At 38.1% G+C, this 14,710-nt stretch carries 15 protein-coding genes; 12 read left to right on the forward strand and 3 right to left on the reverse strand.

The window, feature by feature from the left end; all coding sequences use genetic code 11:
- Positions 1 to 10: 10 nt before the first annotated feature.
- Positions 11 to 559: a hypothetical protein gene (locus AB3G38_RS23290; protein WP_367866088.1), complete on the forward strand. Its 549-nt coding sequence runs from the start codon at positions 11 to 13 to the stop codon at positions 557 to 559.
- 4 nt (positions 560 to 563) lie between these two features.
- The gene (locus tag AB3G38_RS23295) at positions 564 to 2,336 is read left to right on the forward strand and encodes a glycoside hydrolase family 9 protein (RefSeq protein ID WP_367866089.1); all 1,773 of its coding nucleotides are present in this window, start codon (positions 564 to 566) and stop codon (positions 2,334 to 2,336) included.
- Positions 2,337 to 2,424: 88 nt separating this feature from the next.
- On the opposite strand, the gene AB3G38_RS23300 is transcribed toward AB3G38_RS23295, so the two are convergent.
- Together AB3G38_RS23300 and AB3G38_RS23305 are read right to left on the reverse strand one after the other, a co-directional pair.
- The gene (locus AB3G38_RS23300) at positions 2,425 to 3,453 is read right to left on the reverse strand and encodes an alpha/beta hydrolase family protein (protein ID WP_367866090.1); all 1,029 of its coding nucleotides are present in this window, start codon (positions 3,451 to 3,453) and stop codon (positions 2,425 to 2,427) included.
- 69 nt (positions 3,454 to 3,522) lie between these two features.
- Positions 3,523 to 4,104 carry a Crp/Fnr family transcriptional regulator gene (locus AB3G38_RS23305; protein ID WP_367866091.1) on the reverse strand — a complete coding sequence of 194 codons (582 nt, stop codon included), beginning with the start codon at positions 4,102 to 4,104 and terminating at the stop codon, positions 3,523 to 3,525.
- A gap of 128 nt (positions 4,105 to 4,232) precedes the next feature.
- On the opposite strand from AB3G38_RS23305, the gene AB3G38_RS23310 reads away from it, so the two are divergent.
- The 7 genes from AB3G38_RS23310 (at position 4,233) to AB3G38_RS23340 (ending at position 11,373) form a co-directional block, all read left to right on the forward strand.
- On the forward strand, positions 4,233 to 4,769 hold the full coding sequence (locus tag AB3G38_RS23310; RefSeq protein ID WP_367866092.1) for an RNA polymerase sigma-70 factor: 537 nt from the start codon (positions 4,233 to 4,235) through the stop codon (positions 4,767 to 4,769).
- 77 nt (positions 4,770 to 4,846) lie between these two features.
- Positions 4,847 to 5,809: a FecR family protein gene (locus AB3G38_RS23315; RefSeq protein ID WP_367866093.1), complete on the forward strand. Its 963-nt coding sequence runs from the start codon at positions 4,847 to 4,849 to the stop codon at positions 5,807 to 5,809.
- 99 nt (positions 5,810 to 5,908) lie between these two features.
- Positions 5,909 to 8,500, forward strand: coding sequence for a TonB-dependent siderophore receptor (locus tag AB3G38_RS23320; RefSeq protein WP_367866094.1), 2,592 nt, complete (start codon positions 5,909 to 5,911; stop codon positions 8,498 to 8,500).
- Positions 8,501 to 9,646: a PepSY-associated TM helix domain-containing protein gene (locus tag AB3G38_RS23325; RefSeq protein WP_367866095.1), complete on the forward strand. Its 1,146-nt coding sequence runs from the start codon at positions 8,501 to 8,503 to the stop codon at positions 9,644 to 9,646.
- A gap of 77 nt (positions 9,647 to 9,723) precedes the next feature.
- Entirely contained in the window at positions 9,724 to 10,107 is a 384-nt protein-coding gene (locus tag AB3G38_RS23330; protein WP_367866096.1) for a tautomerase family protein, read from the forward strand.
- Between the two features lie 19 nt (positions 10,108 to 10,126).
- The gene (locus AB3G38_RS23335; protein ID WP_367866097.1) at positions 10,127 to 10,519 is read left to right on the forward strand and encodes a cupin domain-containing protein; all 393 of its coding nucleotides are present in this window, start codon (positions 10,127 to 10,129) and stop codon (positions 10,517 to 10,519) included.
- Between the two features lie 77 nt (positions 10,520 to 10,596).
- The gene (locus AB3G38_RS23340) at positions 10,597 to 11,373 is read left to right on the forward strand and encodes an AraC family transcriptional regulator (RefSeq protein WP_367866098.1); all 777 of its coding nucleotides are present in this window, start codon (positions 10,597 to 10,599) and stop codon (positions 11,371 to 11,373) included.
- A 115-nt stretch (positions 11,374 to 11,488) separates the two neighbouring features.
- Here the strand turns inward: AB3G38_RS23340 and AB3G38_RS23345 are convergent, their stop codons facing one another.
- Entirely contained in the window at positions 11,489 to 12,334 is an 846-nt protein-coding gene (locus AB3G38_RS23345; RefSeq protein WP_367866099.1) for a sugar phosphate isomerase/epimerase family protein, read from the reverse strand.
- A gap of 265 nt (positions 12,335 to 12,599) precedes the next feature.
- On the opposite strand from AB3G38_RS23345, the gene AB3G38_RS23350 reads away from it, so the two are divergent.
- The 3 genes from AB3G38_RS23350 to AB3G38_RS23360 all read left to right on the forward strand — a co-directional run bounded on the left by AB3G38_RS23350 (position 12,600) and on the right by AB3G38_RS23360 (position 14,706).
- Positions 12,600 to 13,061: a DinB family protein gene (locus AB3G38_RS23350; protein WP_367866100.1), complete on the forward strand. Its 462-nt coding sequence runs from the start codon at positions 12,600 to 12,602 to the stop codon at positions 13,059 to 13,061.
- 147 nt (positions 13,062 to 13,208) lie between these two features.
- Positions 13,209 to 13,706, forward strand: coding sequence for a GNAT family N-acetyltransferase (locus AB3G38_RS23355; RefSeq protein ID WP_367866101.1), 498 nt, complete (start codon positions 13,209 to 13,211; stop codon positions 13,704 to 13,706).
- A gap of 136 nt (positions 13,707 to 13,842) precedes the next feature.
- Positions 13,843 to 14,706, forward strand: a complete 864-nt coding sequence (locus AB3G38_RS23360) for a DUF808 domain-containing protein (protein ID WP_367866102.1) — start codon at positions 13,843 to 13,845, stop codon at positions 14,704 to 14,706.
- The last annotated feature ends 4 nt before the right edge of the window (positions 14,707 to 14,710 follow it).

Below are 14,710 nucleotides of genomic sequence, written 5' to 3' on the forward strand. Positions count from 1 at the left end.
TTATATTCCAATGAAAACTATACAATATGTGTCTGTGGTAATTTTTATGCTCACAGTCAATTATAATGCTATGGCACAAAAAAATCTGGTGACCAATGGCGGCTTTGAAGATGAGCTCAGCGGATGGGTTGATTATTCTGCAAAGGTTACACCCTACGTTTTTAGCACCGGAAAAATGAGCAGTGCTTTATTTTCGCCTGATCCCTCCAAATGGACCGGTATGCATCAAATCGTTTCCCTTCCTAAGCATACACAATATATACTCATGACTGCCAGGATTAAAGCAGATGGTGTAAGTATTGGAAAGGAAGATTGGAATGGTGCTCTTTTCCTTTTTGAAATGCTTGACAAGGCAGATGTAAAAATCGGAAATGGAATTAACATTGCCTCAGTTACAGGAGATCAGGACTGGAAGCTTTATGAACGCGCCTATATCATTCCCCCCGGTGTTGCAAAAATAAAACTTTTATTCGCACTGGGTTATGTGTCGGGCACTATGTTTATTGACGATGTGAGTCTCAAAGTGATCAGTCAGGCCGATTATGAAAAATACTTATAGTTTTATGAAATCTATATTTTACAGCGCTCTTTTTATACTTTTCAGTCTGAATTTAACTGGTGCATTTGCCCAGGAGACTGAAAGCTCCAATATCTTCTTAGATCAATCAGGATTTTATCCGAATTTGGATAAAAGTGCAATAATTACCAGTGCCGTTTCCGAAAACAGTTTCGATCTGGTTGCCTTACCAGGCAGGAAGAGGGTCTATACGGGATCAATGTCTGAGCCGAAAAGCACAGGATATTCTGGTATTAAGGTCAGGATAGCAAATTTTAGTGACTACGAGCGGCCGGGGACCTACTTGATCCGAATCCCGGGAGTTGGTGAATCTCCGGCTTTCAGGATTGCTGATCATGTGCATCAGGAGCTTGCAGTAGCGGCACTGAAAGCATTTTATTACCAACGCGCTTCTTCAACGCTTGATAAAAATTATGCAGGAAAGTGGTACCGGGCGTCGGGTCATCCGGATACGTCGGTTCATATTCATCCATCAGCCGTCTCTAAAAACCGTAAGGCCGATAGCAGGATTAATGTTGAAGGAGGGTGGTACGATGCAGGTGATTACAATAAGTACATCGTCAATAGTGGAATTTCTACTGCAACTTTACTTTCAGCATACGAAGACTTTCCTGACTATTTTCTTAGTCTGAAAGCCAGCATTCCAAATGCAAAAAATAAGGTGCCGGATATATTGACCGAAGCCATCTGCAATTTACGCTGGATGCTGAAAATGCAGGATCCTGATGACGGAGGTGTATATAATAAATGTACAAATCTTGATTTCGATGCGATGATTATGCCAGCGCAAGCTTTATCTGCCCGTTATGTAGTCGCAAAAGGTACTGCCGCAACGCTTAATATGGCCGGGGTTGCAGCTCAGGCATCCCGTATCTTAAGGGATTTTCCTGAACAATATCCCGGATTGGCGGATAGTTGTCTGTCTGCAGCTGTTCTGGCCTGGAATTGGGCCATCAAAAATCCGGATCTGGCTTACGACCAGGATCTGATGAACAAAATGTTCAACCTGAAGGTAAATACAGGGGCTTATGGAGATAAAGATTTTGAAGATGAATGGACCTGGGCTTCTGCCGAATTACTGACATCTACCGGTGAGAAAAAATATTTTGATGCTTTTTTTTCGCGCCTGAATGCACCTGTGAGTTTACCAGGATGGAGTAATGTTGGTATTCTAGGATATTATTCCCTGATCAGATGTCAAAGTAAACTCCCCGGAGTGTATCAAAGTATGACCAGTATCTTAAAGAAAAAAATACTAACCATTGCAGATCGTTACCTCTTGGCCCGCAAAACTAATGCCTATGGCATAGTGATGGGTAGTTCGCTTTCTGACTTTGTATGGGGAAGCAATTCTGTCGCCATGAATCAAAGTGTCCTGCTCATCAATGCTTATTTATTTACACAAAATAAAGCTTACCTGAATGGGGCAGTTGGTAATCTGGATTATATTCTGGGAAGAAATGCAACTGGTTATTCTTTTGTGACTGGTATTGGTACCAAATCGCCCATGAATCCACATCACCGGCCATCTTTTGCAGATGGTGTTGTTGACCCGGTTCCTGGACTGCTTGTTGGCGGACCTAATCGGGAAAAGCAGGATGGATTAAAATATAAATATGCGGAGCCTGAACTATCCTATCTGGATAATGTTGCCTCTTATGCAAGTAATGAAATTGCTATCAATTGGAATGCTCCTCTGGTTTATGTTGCAAATGCATTGGAATGTTTACAAAAGACAGGAAACAATAATGCAAAGTAATTTACAGGTAAAACGGATTTCATAAAGGCATAAACTTTCAGGACTAACCGTAAAGACGAGGTACTTTATGCCCAAATCAATGCTGAAATTAATTACCACCTAAAACATTATGGAAAAAAGATGCAGCTTCATTACCCACTTGCTGATGCACAGCATTTCTGTTTACAGTTTTGTCGTCTGTGAAAAATAGCCTCTCATTTTCTTTCAATTGACTTTTGGCCTCATTTAAAAATACATAATGGCCTGTTTTGCCTGGTATGATCAGTAGTTTTGATTGTTTGATCATCTTTTGATAATGTAAGGCATTTGTTTTTATTGGAGTAATACTATCGCTTTGTGCTCCAACGATATAAACAGGATCATGAATAGATTCAAACTGTTTTTGAGTCGTAAATCCCTGACCAATTGCGGGACAAATAGCAAAAAATGCTTTTATTCGTTTATCCTTCAAGTTAGTAGCTTTTCGGAATGAAGCCTTAACCTCTTTCTGATTGATCATTGCTTTAAGGTTAGGGAATTCGGGCAATGCAAATTCTTTCAAACCAAGAGGCGTTTCAGTAAAATTAGTTAAGGCCTCCAAATCTAGTTTAGCACCCGCAAGCGCAATAACAGTATAGCCACCTATGGAAAAACCGGCTGCACCAATACGCTCGCTGTCAATTGCCTGATCAAGTTCCCTGGTTTGCAATAACTGAGTCAAAGCAAAGCTAATATCCTGCGCCCTCTTCCATGGGGTCACAAAATCCATCGCTATTTTATGATCATAAGTGTTTCCCCAATGGTCAACTGCGGCAACGATGAATCCTTTCTGAACAAGTATACCGGCTAGCCATTCCATATTTAAGCGCCCTCCACCAGTCCCATGTGAAAGCATGATCAATGGAAATTTTTTTCGGGGAATAGGAGCGTTATGAATAGTTGAGATGCGAATAAAGGGATATTCGGGAGTTGTATACGCTTTACTGATATCTGCATCTGTAGGATACCAAATTTCGGTTGTCACTGGTCTGTTCCTTACTGAGTCCTTATAGTAAAAGGTCTTTTGGCCAATAGCGGAACTTTGGGCAAAAGCAATATAGGGTAGAAATACTATTGAAAAAGTAATTTTCTTAAACATAAAAGAGATTGTTTAAAAGACAAATCACTGGATAATATCCCAGATAAAGATTGACAAAAGTCAACAAATTCATTTTTTTGACTTGAGTCTGCTCAACGTTTCCTGAGATATACCCAGATAATCGGCAACAATTTTTGCGGATAGTCTTTTGATTAGTGTCTGATTATTATTTATCAACAGTTTATAACGGTCTTTAGCACCAACTGTGATTAAACTTTCAATCCGTTTGATAGAGTCTATATAGTCTCTTTCAAGGTTGATCCGATATACCTTTTCCCATTCGGGGAAATCATTAAGCAGTTGCTGAAAATCGTGATAACTGATGTATAAAACTTCGGATGTCTCCAAACTCTGGATATATGCTAAGGAAGGCTCCTGTAGGGTAAAGCTTGGAAAAGCTGTGCCGAATTTATCTTCAAATACAAGAAAACGTGTCGATTCTTTACCTTCAGCATCCAACATGAAAATTCGGAGACATCCGCTTTTTACGAAATACATATGGGAGCAGATATCACCCGCTTTCAGTAGTATTTCATTGCGCTGAAAAGTTTTGAATTTAAATTTTCTGCAAAAAGCAGAAAACATTTCATCATTAACATGAATATGATTTGTAAGATACTTTCTCAATTGCCCGAACTTATTTTTATCCATATTGTATAATCTGAAGTTGAAATATATTTTATAAACAGCTATTGAAATTAAATAAAGTTTTAAAACTATTTAGACTTATTCCATCTAAAAAATTATATTTGTTCTGTTTATAGGTAATGAACTGATTTGTGGAAATTTCAAGGGCTAATAAGGATTATAAATTGCTGAATCAGATTGACGATGCAAGTTTTCGTGCCTTGTTTGATCTGTATTGGAAGCCACTGGTTGCTTTTTGTCAACACCATATCAAGGATGATGAGGTTGCTATGGATATTGTCCAGGATATCTTTCATTCTCTTTGGAGACGCAGAGACGGTCTTCAAATCGAAACACGTATGGAATACTATCTTTTCCGTGCAGCCCGTATTAAAGTCAGTGACTATTATCGTGAAAAGTTTAAACAGGAGAATCAAAGCCGGTGCCTTTCAGAAAATTTCTGCGAAAGTATTAATAATACGGAGGAAACCATTCTTTTCAAAGATCTGGATCATTTTGTCGATGGACTGGTTAACAGACTGCCATGCAGGTGCAAACAGGTTTATACTTTATCCAGGAATAGTGGTCTGAGTATACCTGAAATTGCGGAACAGCTTGAAATTTCTGAAAAAACTGTAGAAGCACATTTAACCAAAGCATTACGTTTTCTTAAGACTTATTTGCATTAAGAAAGTACTGAAAAATAAATTCTTTCTTGACTAAGGGTAAATCCCCTGATCACCGACTTGTATTCTAAAAGCAGTTCATGTTGGTAGATCATCATTTGTTAGAAAAGTATTGGGCGGGTCTATGTACTCCAGCGGAACGGAAGGCCGTAGAGCAGTGGATGTCTGAGGGAATTCCAGAAGAGTCTTATGAACTTCGTTCTCCGGAGTCAGAACCGATGATGAAAGACCAGTTATGGCAGCGTATTGCTCTGGCCCGACAAGAAGAAAACGAAATACAACAACCCGTTAAGATTGTTCGGAGACCGATCTGGTTCAGAGGGATAGCAATTGCTGCAATACTTATTTTAACGATTGGACTGGGCATATATGTCTTAAATAAGCAATCCCCTGATACTGCTTTAATAGCCTATCAGGAATTGATTCTTCCACCTGGAAAAAAAGCCAGCATATCTTTGTCTGACGGAACTAAAGTATACCTCAATGCGGGAAGCAGATTAAGATATCCAAAGAAGTTTTCAAAAACGGAAAGAAGGATTTTTCTGGATGGAGAAGCTTTTTTTGAAGTGGCAAAAAATCCTGAGAAACCATTCTATGTACAAACCAAACAGACAACGACACGTGTTTTGGGTACCCGATTTAACATTCAGAGTTGGAAAGGCTATGCTGACAGGTTAAATGTTGAAGAAGGCAGAGTAAGGTTCACAGCGGCAGGATGCACAGATACCCTGATCCTGCACGCCAATATGCAAGGAGAATTTGATGGCCACTCACTGATCAGGACTATGGTTAACAGTGCGAATAAGATTGCATGGACAAAAGGTATCATGGTTTTTAACGATACTAAGCTAAGCGAGGTTACAGCCGAACTGGAGCGTTGGTATGCCGTTCAAATCCATCTGAGTGATCCTGGATTAGCAAATTATAGACTGAAAGCCCGGTTTGACAATAACCCCTCACTGATTGATGTCCTTCAGGGTATCAGCTTTGCACTGAATATAAAATATAACATCAAAGATAAGGAGGTTACTTTGTCCAGATAAATACCATTTTATATAAAATACCCGGTGTACGCATCGCCAAAGTTGTTCACCGGGTATAAGCAATGAATATAATCAATCACATCACTTTTAATCAAAAATATGAACTTTTTGCTATTTAGCATAAGGTTGTTTTCGCTTGCATCGAAAACAATTCTTTTAATCACTTTAACTATTTTTATCTCGCTCTCAGCCAGTGCACAATCTACTCTATTAAAAAAACGTATCAATATTCAGGTTAAAAATGTTAGTGTCGCCCAGGCTCTGGAAGAAATAGAGACTAAAGCGGGGTGCAACTTCATTTACAGTCCGGATTTGTTGGATGTGAATAGAAAAATCAGCTTATCTAATCAGAATTCGACTTTAGAAGACATCCTTCAGGAGATCTTTCCGAATGAGATCCGCCGGATAGAAGTAAAGGGAAACCAGATTAACCTTCAGCCATCAAAAGGTAAGGGAACGGTCATGGGTAAGGTCTTAACAAGTGATGGTCTTCCTGCTGCATATGTAAATGTAGACATGGATAACAGGAAAGTTCAGGCAGATGAAAATGGTAATTTTAGTTTTGCCAATGCAGAGGTTGGAACTTATAAAGTTACAGCTAAATATGTTGGCTTAAAAGGGCAGGAGCAAGAAGTTACTGTGGCGCCAAATGGAACAGTTAAGATTTCGTTCACGCTATACGAAGATATGAGAGCACTGCAGGAAGTAGTGGTCAATGGGGAACGTGTCAACAGGTTTGCCAATAAGACAACAGAATATGTGTCTCGTTTGCCCTTAACAAATCTGGAAAATCCGCAGGTTTATAGTGTAGTGACCAAACAGCTGATGCAGGAACAGGTTGCTGTAACAGTAGCAGATGCGCTGCGTAATGCTGGCGGGGCGGTATCTGTTACTAATCCTTCTGGTGGCGTTAGTGCTTACTTCAGGGGATTCGGGACGGGAATTAATGCCCGCAACGGAATGGAATCTACCTCGGATCGTTCTGCCGTAGATTTGGCAAATATTGAGCGTATTGAAGTTATGAAAGGCCCTTCGGGTACTTTATTTGGTGCTTCAGTATCTTCCTTTGGTGGAGTAGTCAACGTAGTTACAAAAAAGCCGATTGAAGCCAAACGAACAGAAGTGAGCTATACAACAGGAAGCTTTGGTTTAAACCGGCTTACTGTAGACGTCAATACCCCATTGGATAAGGAAAAAAAGGTACTGTTCAGGGTTAATGCGGCCTCGAACCGGGAAAGGAGTTTTCTGGATTATGGGTTTAATAATACCTTTTTACTTGCACCAAGTATTACCTATCATGTAAATGAAAAGCTGACGCTGAATGTGGATGCCGAATTATTGCAGGTACACAATACACAGCCTATGAACTATGTATTCCGGTCTGCGGATATTAAGCAGCCCAGCGACCTTTTACTGGACTACCGGAAAACATTGTTTCATGATAATGTGGATGTGAAAAATTACGCTACACGTGTTTTTGCTGAAGCAGTTTATAAGTTGTCACCTAACTTCAAGTCAACGACACTTTTCTCCTTTGTGTCTGAAAATGTGGATCATAGTTATCAGCGGCTTGTAATCTGGTCGTCACCAAGTATGGCTACAAGAGCTTCCTATGTGTACGGTCCGGTTTATAATGGATACACAAATATTCAACAGAATTTTAACGGCAAGGTGAAAACAGGAGGGTTGACACATAACCTTTTGATCGGAGCGAATTATCGTCACTATACTTCGAGTTTTCTATTTGCAGATATACAGCCTATTGATAAGATTGACGTAACAAAGCCCTTTAAACCAATAGTTAGTCAGCAGATTGATAAACTGGTAAGCTTTGAACCATTTCCTTCACCCACACAGCAAACGGCCAGCGTTTATGCATCAGATATGATTAATCTGTTGCCCCGTCTTTCAGCGATGTTATCGCTGCGCCTTGATCATTATAACAGACAAGCAGTTGAAGGTGATGAAGATGGATTTAAGCAAACTTCTTTTGCACCGAAATTTGGCCTGGTTTATGAACTTCTGCCAAAATCTTTATCACTGTTTGCTAATTATATGAGTGGCTTCCAAAACGTTGCCCCGGTTTCACAACCTAATGGTACGCGCCAGGTTCTGGATCCCTTATTTGCTACTCAGGCAGAAGGTGGTATTAAAGCGGAGCTTTTTGAAAAGAAACTGAGTTTTACAGCTAGCTATTACCGGATTAATATTGACAATGCTACACGTATGAATGAGGAATTATTTACTATACAGGATGGTAAGCAGGTGAGCAAGGGGGTAGATTTGGAGTTAATTACACAACCACTGCCAGGTCTGAATATTCTTGCAGGTTATGCTTACAATGACAATCGTATAGTAAGAGCTGCTTTAGATGCTAAAATAGATGGGAATAAAGCAGGAAATGCACCGGAAAATGTAGCAAATTTCTGGGCTTCTTATACCTTCCAAAATCAACTTAAAGGTTTGGGATTTGGTGCAGGTATGAATTACGTAGATAAAATGTATAAAGCTTCAGATAATCAGTTTTTTATTCCATCCTATACTTTGGCTAATGCTGTAGTATTTTACAATAGACAGGCTTGGGGCATACAGGTTAAAGCCAATAACATCTTTAATAAGAAATATTGGGACAGTTGGGCCAATTCACAAGCACCAGCAAATTTAGCAGTCAATTTGTCGTTCCGTTTTTAAATGAAATTAAAGAAAATACTAATTGCTATCCACTTGTGGATTGGGCTTTTATCGGGAGTCGTTGTTATTATATTAGGCTTGACTGGTTGTGTTCTCGTTTTTGTAGAAGAGATCAGACCATTTGTTTATGCAGACAGGCTGGAGGTAAGGTCGGTTTCTGAGAACCGGCTATCTATGCAGGATATGGTGCAAAAGGCAAAGGGTATATGGGGTAAAGATAAACCTGTATCGGCTTTGGAGATTGGTAATTCTCCCGGTAAGACCTGGCAATTCAGGTCTTACCGGGAGGATACGAATCCGGGATACTGGTATTGGAATGAAAAGAAGTTTTATGAATCATTATTCATAGATCCTTACACGGGACAGTTAGTTTTTCATGAGCAATCTGAATTTGAATTTTTTCGTGTCATTCTGTATTTGCATTGGAGCCTGTTGTTAAAAACAGAACTAGGACAACCAATTGTTGGTGTGGTGACCTTGTTGTATATACTTTCACTATTGACGGGACTTTATTTATGGTGGCCAAAAAATAAAAAGGCAAGACGTGTTCGTTTTTGGTTTAAATGGAAAAAGAATACTGGTTTAAAACGCAAGAACTATGACCTTCATAATATTCTTGGTTTCTATGCTTTTAGCGTGGGTCTGATCATTGCCTTTACTGGAATGGTCTGGGCATTTCCGATGCTGGAAAGGGGATTGCAAAATTTACTGGATAAAGGCAAGAGTTCAATAAAGACGACCATAACATCAGTACATACTATTCCGGAAACCGCTGGAAAAAAAGGTCTGGACTTTATTTATGCAGATATAAAAAAGAAATATCCTGATGCTAAAGCGTATCACTTTTATTTTCCAAACGATACATCGTCCAGAGTGACCGTACTTGCGCGCTATGAGCCAACTTTAAAAACAGTTGTTATGCAATACAATATGCTTTCTTGTCAATTACTAAAAACGAGCACTTTTGAAGATAAGAGTAATGGGGAGAAATTCAGCTCGATGAATTACGACATTCATACAGGAAGTATTCTGGGCTTGCCCGGCAAAATACTCGCTTTTTTGGGATCAATGATTTCTGCCTCTTTGCCATTAACTGGTTTTTTGATCTGGTACAATAAAAAATGGGGTAAAACGAAGGCAAGCTAGTCACTTATTTATAGCGCAATATTTTACAAGACCGGAATATTTTAAACGGTTAATTTTGTTATATATAAAAGAAGATTATGCCGTTTGTAAATATTTACTTACCTGAGAATTACTCCAGGGAATTGAAAGAAACAATATCTTATTCAGTACATGAAAGCCTGATTGAAATATTCAGCATTCCTGTAAATGATTACTTTCAAGTTATACATCCAGTGTCACCTGAAAATCTGATATTCCCTGAATCTTATCTGGATATCTCTCACGCTCCTGATCTGATATATATTCAGATTATTTGTGGTTCGGGACGTACTGTCGAGATGAAAAAATCACTTTATGCTGTTATTGTACAGAAAATCAGTTCAAGAACCTGTATTTCTGCAAATGATATCATCATAGTTTTAAATGAAACGGCATTAGAAAATTGGTCATTCGGGCTGGGCAAAGCACAAATGATAAAATAAGCTATAAGCTATACAACTCATGAAAAAGATAGAGGTCAAGCAAATCGTCACCTTACCTGCCCCTGAAAAATACATTAATGGAATTGCATGGATCAGGAGTTTGATAAATGAATCCAGCATAGGCTGCGCCTTATCCGTTGTCACATTTGAACCAGGCGCTATAACTCACTGGCATAAACATCCTACAGTACAAATATTAATGGCTGAAAACGGTATTGGATATGTTCAGAAACGAAATGAAGTAAAGCAATTGATGCAACCAGGTGATCTGGTTATTATTTATCCCGGTGAAGAACATTGGCATGGTGCAACGCCAGAAAGCATGTTCTCTCACCTGGCAATACAGATGGAAAAAGATGAAGGAATAATTATAAGCAAAGTGACTGATGAAGAGTATTGCTCTCCACTTTGATGATATATTTTATAATCCGTTGATTTATTTACATTTGAAATGTTTTAAGTATCTGGAATTTTAAATAAGAAATTTATATGATCAACAGCTGGAGAAATCTGTGTTTAGATAACATCACCTTTACCAGTGGTGATAATTTTACGCATAGTTTTCCTGTCCATTTTCATGAAGAATATACGATTGGGGTATCTGTTAATGGAATTCAGAAATTTTATTTTCAGGGTAAAAGCTGTTTTGTTGAACCCCAATCTCTTTTTCTGATTAAACCGCATATCATGCATTCCCATCATCCGATAGCTGATCTGGGCTGGAGTTTTAAAAGTCTTTACCTCAGTAATGATCTGATGGAGCACTTGCTAACGGAAACCGGAATAAGAAGGATGAGTGATTATCCGCTTATTATTAAAGATCAGACTTTATTTAAACAATATATTCGTCTTCATTCAACTAATTTATTACCAGACGAAGCATTTCTAAAGGATTTCATTTGGCAATTGTTGAGTAAAACTACTCAGAGTCCCGATCTTCCTGCGTCTGGCCCTTCCGAAGAAATTTTAGCCGTAAAGAGGTATTTATCAGCACAGTTTAATCAAAAACTTCGCCTGGAAAATATGGCTAATATTCATCGTATAGATAAATATCAACTGATCAGACAGTTCAAACAACACTTAGGCGTAACTCCAAATACTTATTTAACTATCCTGAGAATTGAAAAAGCAAGAAAAATGATCAATGATGGATATCCTATTGTTGAAGCAGCACTAGAAGCTGGTTTTTATGACCAAAGCCATTTTCACCATAGTTTTTTATATTACACAGGTGTTACGCCGGGCAACTTCAACAAACAACACTAAATCGCTGATCAATCATACGGTTAATGCTAAAAAACAGGTAATTCAAAGTAGTTCTATATTAGAAAAAATAAGAATACCCTCCTCATTGTCAGGAGAGTATTCTATTATCTTGCCTCTATCTTAGAATATTATTCTTAATAAAAGTAGAGCTTTGTGTAATTGAACCAATTATGTCCGGTTTATAGTTCGTCTCATGTTCCACAAAGAAATATTTCATTCCGGAAAGCTTTGCCTGTTTAAAAATATCTTTATAATCTATAGATCCCGAACCAACTTCTGCATTCAAAGTCCGATCTGACTTATCCATGTCCTTGATATGCCACATCACAAACCTTCCGGGACTGGCCTTAAAAAGTGTGTATGGCTGAACACCCGAACGAATAACCCAGTAGATATCCATTTCAAAATCGACCAGTTTTTTATTCGTGTTTTTTAACAGGATATCCATTCCGGTTTCATTGCCATATTTGATAAACTCAAAATCGTGATTGTGATAGGCCAATTTCATTCCTGCATTTTTACAGAGTTGACCTGCATAATTGAGCCTTTTCGCCAGCGTTTTATAATCCTGTGCACTGGTTCTCATATCTGGCAATAGCCACGGAATAGTAATATATTTTAGCCCAAGAATTTTACCTGCACTAATCGCAGCCTTTAGCTCGGCCTGTTCACCTGATTTTAAGTATGGAAACATATTAAAATGACCGCTGATTGGCTTAAGATGGTTCTCTTCCAGGATCTTTTTGAGTTCCGCTGGTTTTAAGCCCCAAAATTGATCTTTGATATTAAAACCGTAAAGTTCAACCTGTGTGTATCCTGCCAGGGAAACTTTTTGCAAAGTTCCTTTAACATCTTTTGGTAATAGTTCACGAACAGAATAGAGTTGCAGACCAATGTCTTTTCTTTTTTGGGCACTTGATGCAGCTATCCCTGTGAAGAACAGGATTGCAATAAGTAGCATTCGTGATAGATTTTTCTGTGATTTAAACATATGTTTTTTTTTAATGTGAATATTTTTTTTCAGACAAGATATATTTAATCATTTAAACTGCTTCATTTTTTTTCATTATTGTATGATTATTCTGCCAGCACATCTCTTTCAGCTGTTTCCATCTTTTCATCATGATTGATCTTAATCGGCTCACAGATTTAGCCGACAGGAAGTTACTATAATTAAGAAGATTATTACTAAGGAAACTTTATTCAGGATGGATTGTAGTATTCAAATGGAACTGATAATTGAAGAACTTAAAAAACTATTAATCGGTGGCGGTGCCCATGTTGGAATAAAAGATGCCACAGCAGATATTCCTTTTGCAATGCTTGGCGAAAGGCCGTACGGTTTGCCTTATAGTATCTGGCAGCTTGTTGAACACATCAGAATTGCCCAGTGGGATATGCTGGAATTTAGCAAAGACGGTAATCATAAATCACCAAAGTGGCCCGATGAATACTGGCCAAAAGAAAATGCTCCGGCAGATAAAAATATTTGGGATAAAACTGTGGAACAGATTGATAATGATTTAAAGGCATTTATAGAACTCGTTGAACGACGGGATTTGTATGAACCTATTCCGCATGGAAGTGGACAAAGCATACTGAGAGAAGCGCTTCAGATTGCCGATCATACAGCTTATCATACAGCTGAAATTATAGTCATCAGGCGTTTGCTGGGTATTTGGAAATAAGTTAAATCCTTACTGGTTTTTGTGTCATCTGCAAAGGGCGTATGTATGTTTGAATATCAGGAATGTAGCTAAATAATTCTTGTCTTATGGTGCCGGAATGGTAATTTTACACCAGAAATTAATTACGGAACTTATTCAAAAATTAAGATGGATATTATTGCTGCCCAACTAGAAGATATTGATCAGGTTATGCTCATTATTGAGCAGGCAAAACAGATTATGCGTGCAAATGGCAATCAAACACAATGGATTAATGGATATCCATCAAGAGAAATCATAGCCGCTGACATTCGTAATCAGGATGCTTTTGTGTGTTTGGTCAATACAGAAATTGTGGGTTATTTTTGTCTGATCATTGGAAGTGATCCTGAACCTAATTATAAAGTAATTGAGGAGGGTGCCTGGCTCAATAATTCACCTTATGGTGTAATACACCGATTGGCTTCTTCAGGAACGGTAAAAGGAATTGCAAGAAAAGCCTTTGATTTTGCATTTAGTCAAATCAATACTGTTAGAGTTGATACGAACCATGACAATATTCCAATGCAAAAATTTCTTAGAAACAGTGGCTTCACCTATTGTGGGATTATTTATGTGAGCGATGGAAGCCCAAGAGATGCTTTTCAAAAAATAATAGCTGATTAGCAATATTTGAATTGCACGACTTTAAAATATTCTGGTTTTCCTGTTTCGGAAGTGAAATTCATAATAATATACAGCTGTTTTAATGATAATGCAAAACAGTATTTATATTATTGCACTCCTATAAATAAAAATAAATATGGCTTCAGGTATTTTTGCGATTTTAGATGATATTGCTGCTTTAATGGATGATGTTGCGTTAACAGCTAAAATAGCGACCAGAAAAACTGCTGGTATTTTGGGTGATGATTTAGCTGTTAACGCGGAAAAGGCTACTGGTTTTCTAGCTTCGCGTGAACTGCCAGTACTTTGGTCGATCACTAAAGGATCTTTGGTTAACAAGCTTATAATTGTTCCTATTGCACTTTTACTAAATGCATTTTTTCCTGTTGCTATTAAAGCCATCCTGGTTTTAGGAGGATTTTATCTGGCTTATGAGGGGGTCGAAAAGATAATCGAATACTTTTTTCACCGCTCAAAAGCGGAACATGAACTACCAGCTGCAACTAAACAAGAGGATGGCGATCCGGAAAAAGCAAAGATCAGATCCGCAGTAACAACCGATTTTATTCTATCTATAGAAATCGTAATTATTGCATTGGGAACTGTTCTGCAAGAAAATATAACGATACAGATTCTGACGGTTTCAATCGTTGCATTATTGGCAACAATTGGTGTTTATGGTATAGTTGCCCTTATTGTAAGAATGGATGATGTTGGCTACAAATTAATCAAACGTTCCAATGAAAAAGGTTTTATTGCAAGTCTGGGTCTTTTGCTGGTTAAATCTCTCCCAATTATTATCCGGATTCTGGCTGTAGTTGGAACAATTGCTTTGATCTTGGTTTCGGGGGGTATTTTTGTTCATAATATTGATTATTTGCACCATTTACTTCCAGAAACAGCATCAGTAATTAAGGAGTTTGTTATTGGTTTACTTGCAGGGATAGTTGCAGTTGCAATTATTACAGGCAGTAAAAAAGTAATTTCACTATTTAAGTAATTTC

This window comes from Pedobacter sp. WC2423, assembly GCF_040822065.1.
Taxonomy (GTDB): domain Bacteria; phylum Bacteroidota; class Bacteroidia; order Sphingobacteriales; family Sphingobacteriaceae; genus Pedobacter.

What these genes read in the sequence shown, in the direction of transcription:
- AB3G38_RS23290 (WP_367866088.1), top strand. Translation starts at nt 11, where the DNA reads ATGAAAACTATACAATATGTGTCTGTGGTAATTTTTATGCTCACAGTC.
- AB3G38_RS23295 (WP_367866089.1), top strand. Translation starts at nt 564, where the DNA reads ATGAAATCTATATTTTACAGCGCTCTTTTTATACTTTTCAGTCTGAAT.
- AB3G38_RS23300 (WP_367866090.1), bottom strand. Translation starts at nt 3,453, where the DNA reads ATGTTTAAGAAAATTACTTTTTCAATAGTATTTCTACCCTATATTGCT.
- AB3G38_RS23305 (WP_367866091.1), bottom strand. Translation starts at nt 4,104, where the DNA reads ATGGATAAAAATAAGTTCGGGCAATTGAGAAAGTATCTTACAAATCAT.
- AB3G38_RS23315 (WP_367866093.1), top strand. Translation starts at nt 4,847, where the DNA reads ATGTTGGTAGATCATCATTTGTTAGAAAAGTATTGGGCGGGTCTATGT.
- AB3G38_RS23320 (WP_367866094.1), top strand. Translation starts at nt 5,909, where the DNA reads ATGAACTTTTTGCTATTTAGCATAAGGTTGTTTTCGCTTGCATCGAAA.
- AB3G38_RS23325 (WP_367866095.1), top strand. Translation starts at nt 8,501, where the DNA reads ATGAAATTAAAGAAAATACTAATTGCTATCCACTTGTGGATTGGGCTT.
- AB3G38_RS23330 (WP_367866096.1), top strand. Translation starts at nt 9,724, where the DNA reads ATGCCGTTTGTAAATATTTACTTACCTGAGAATTACTCCAGGGAATTG.
- AB3G38_RS23335 (WP_367866097.1), top strand. Translation starts at nt 10,127, where the DNA reads ATGAAAAAGATAGAGGTCAAGCAAATCGTCACCTTACCTGCCCCTGAA.
- AB3G38_RS23340 (WP_367866098.1), top strand. Translation starts at nt 10,597, where the DNA reads ATGATCAACAGCTGGAGAAATCTGTGTTTAGATAACATCACCTTTACC.
- AB3G38_RS23345 (WP_367866099.1), bottom strand. Translation starts at nt 12,334, where the DNA reads ATGCTACTTATTGCAATCCTGTTCTTCACAGGGATAGCTGCATCAAGT.
- AB3G38_RS23350 (WP_367866100.1), top strand. Translation starts at nt 12,600, where the DNA reads ATGGAACTGATAATTGAAGAACTTAAAAAACTATTAATCGGTGGCGGT.
- AB3G38_RS23355 (WP_367866101.1), top strand. Translation starts at nt 13,209, where the DNA reads ATGGATATTATTGCTGCCCAACTAGAAGATATTGATCAGGTTATGCTC.
- AB3G38_RS23360 (WP_367866102.1), top strand. Translation starts at nt 13,843, where the DNA reads ATGGCTTCAGGTATTTTTGCGATTTTAGATGATATTGCTGCTTTAATG.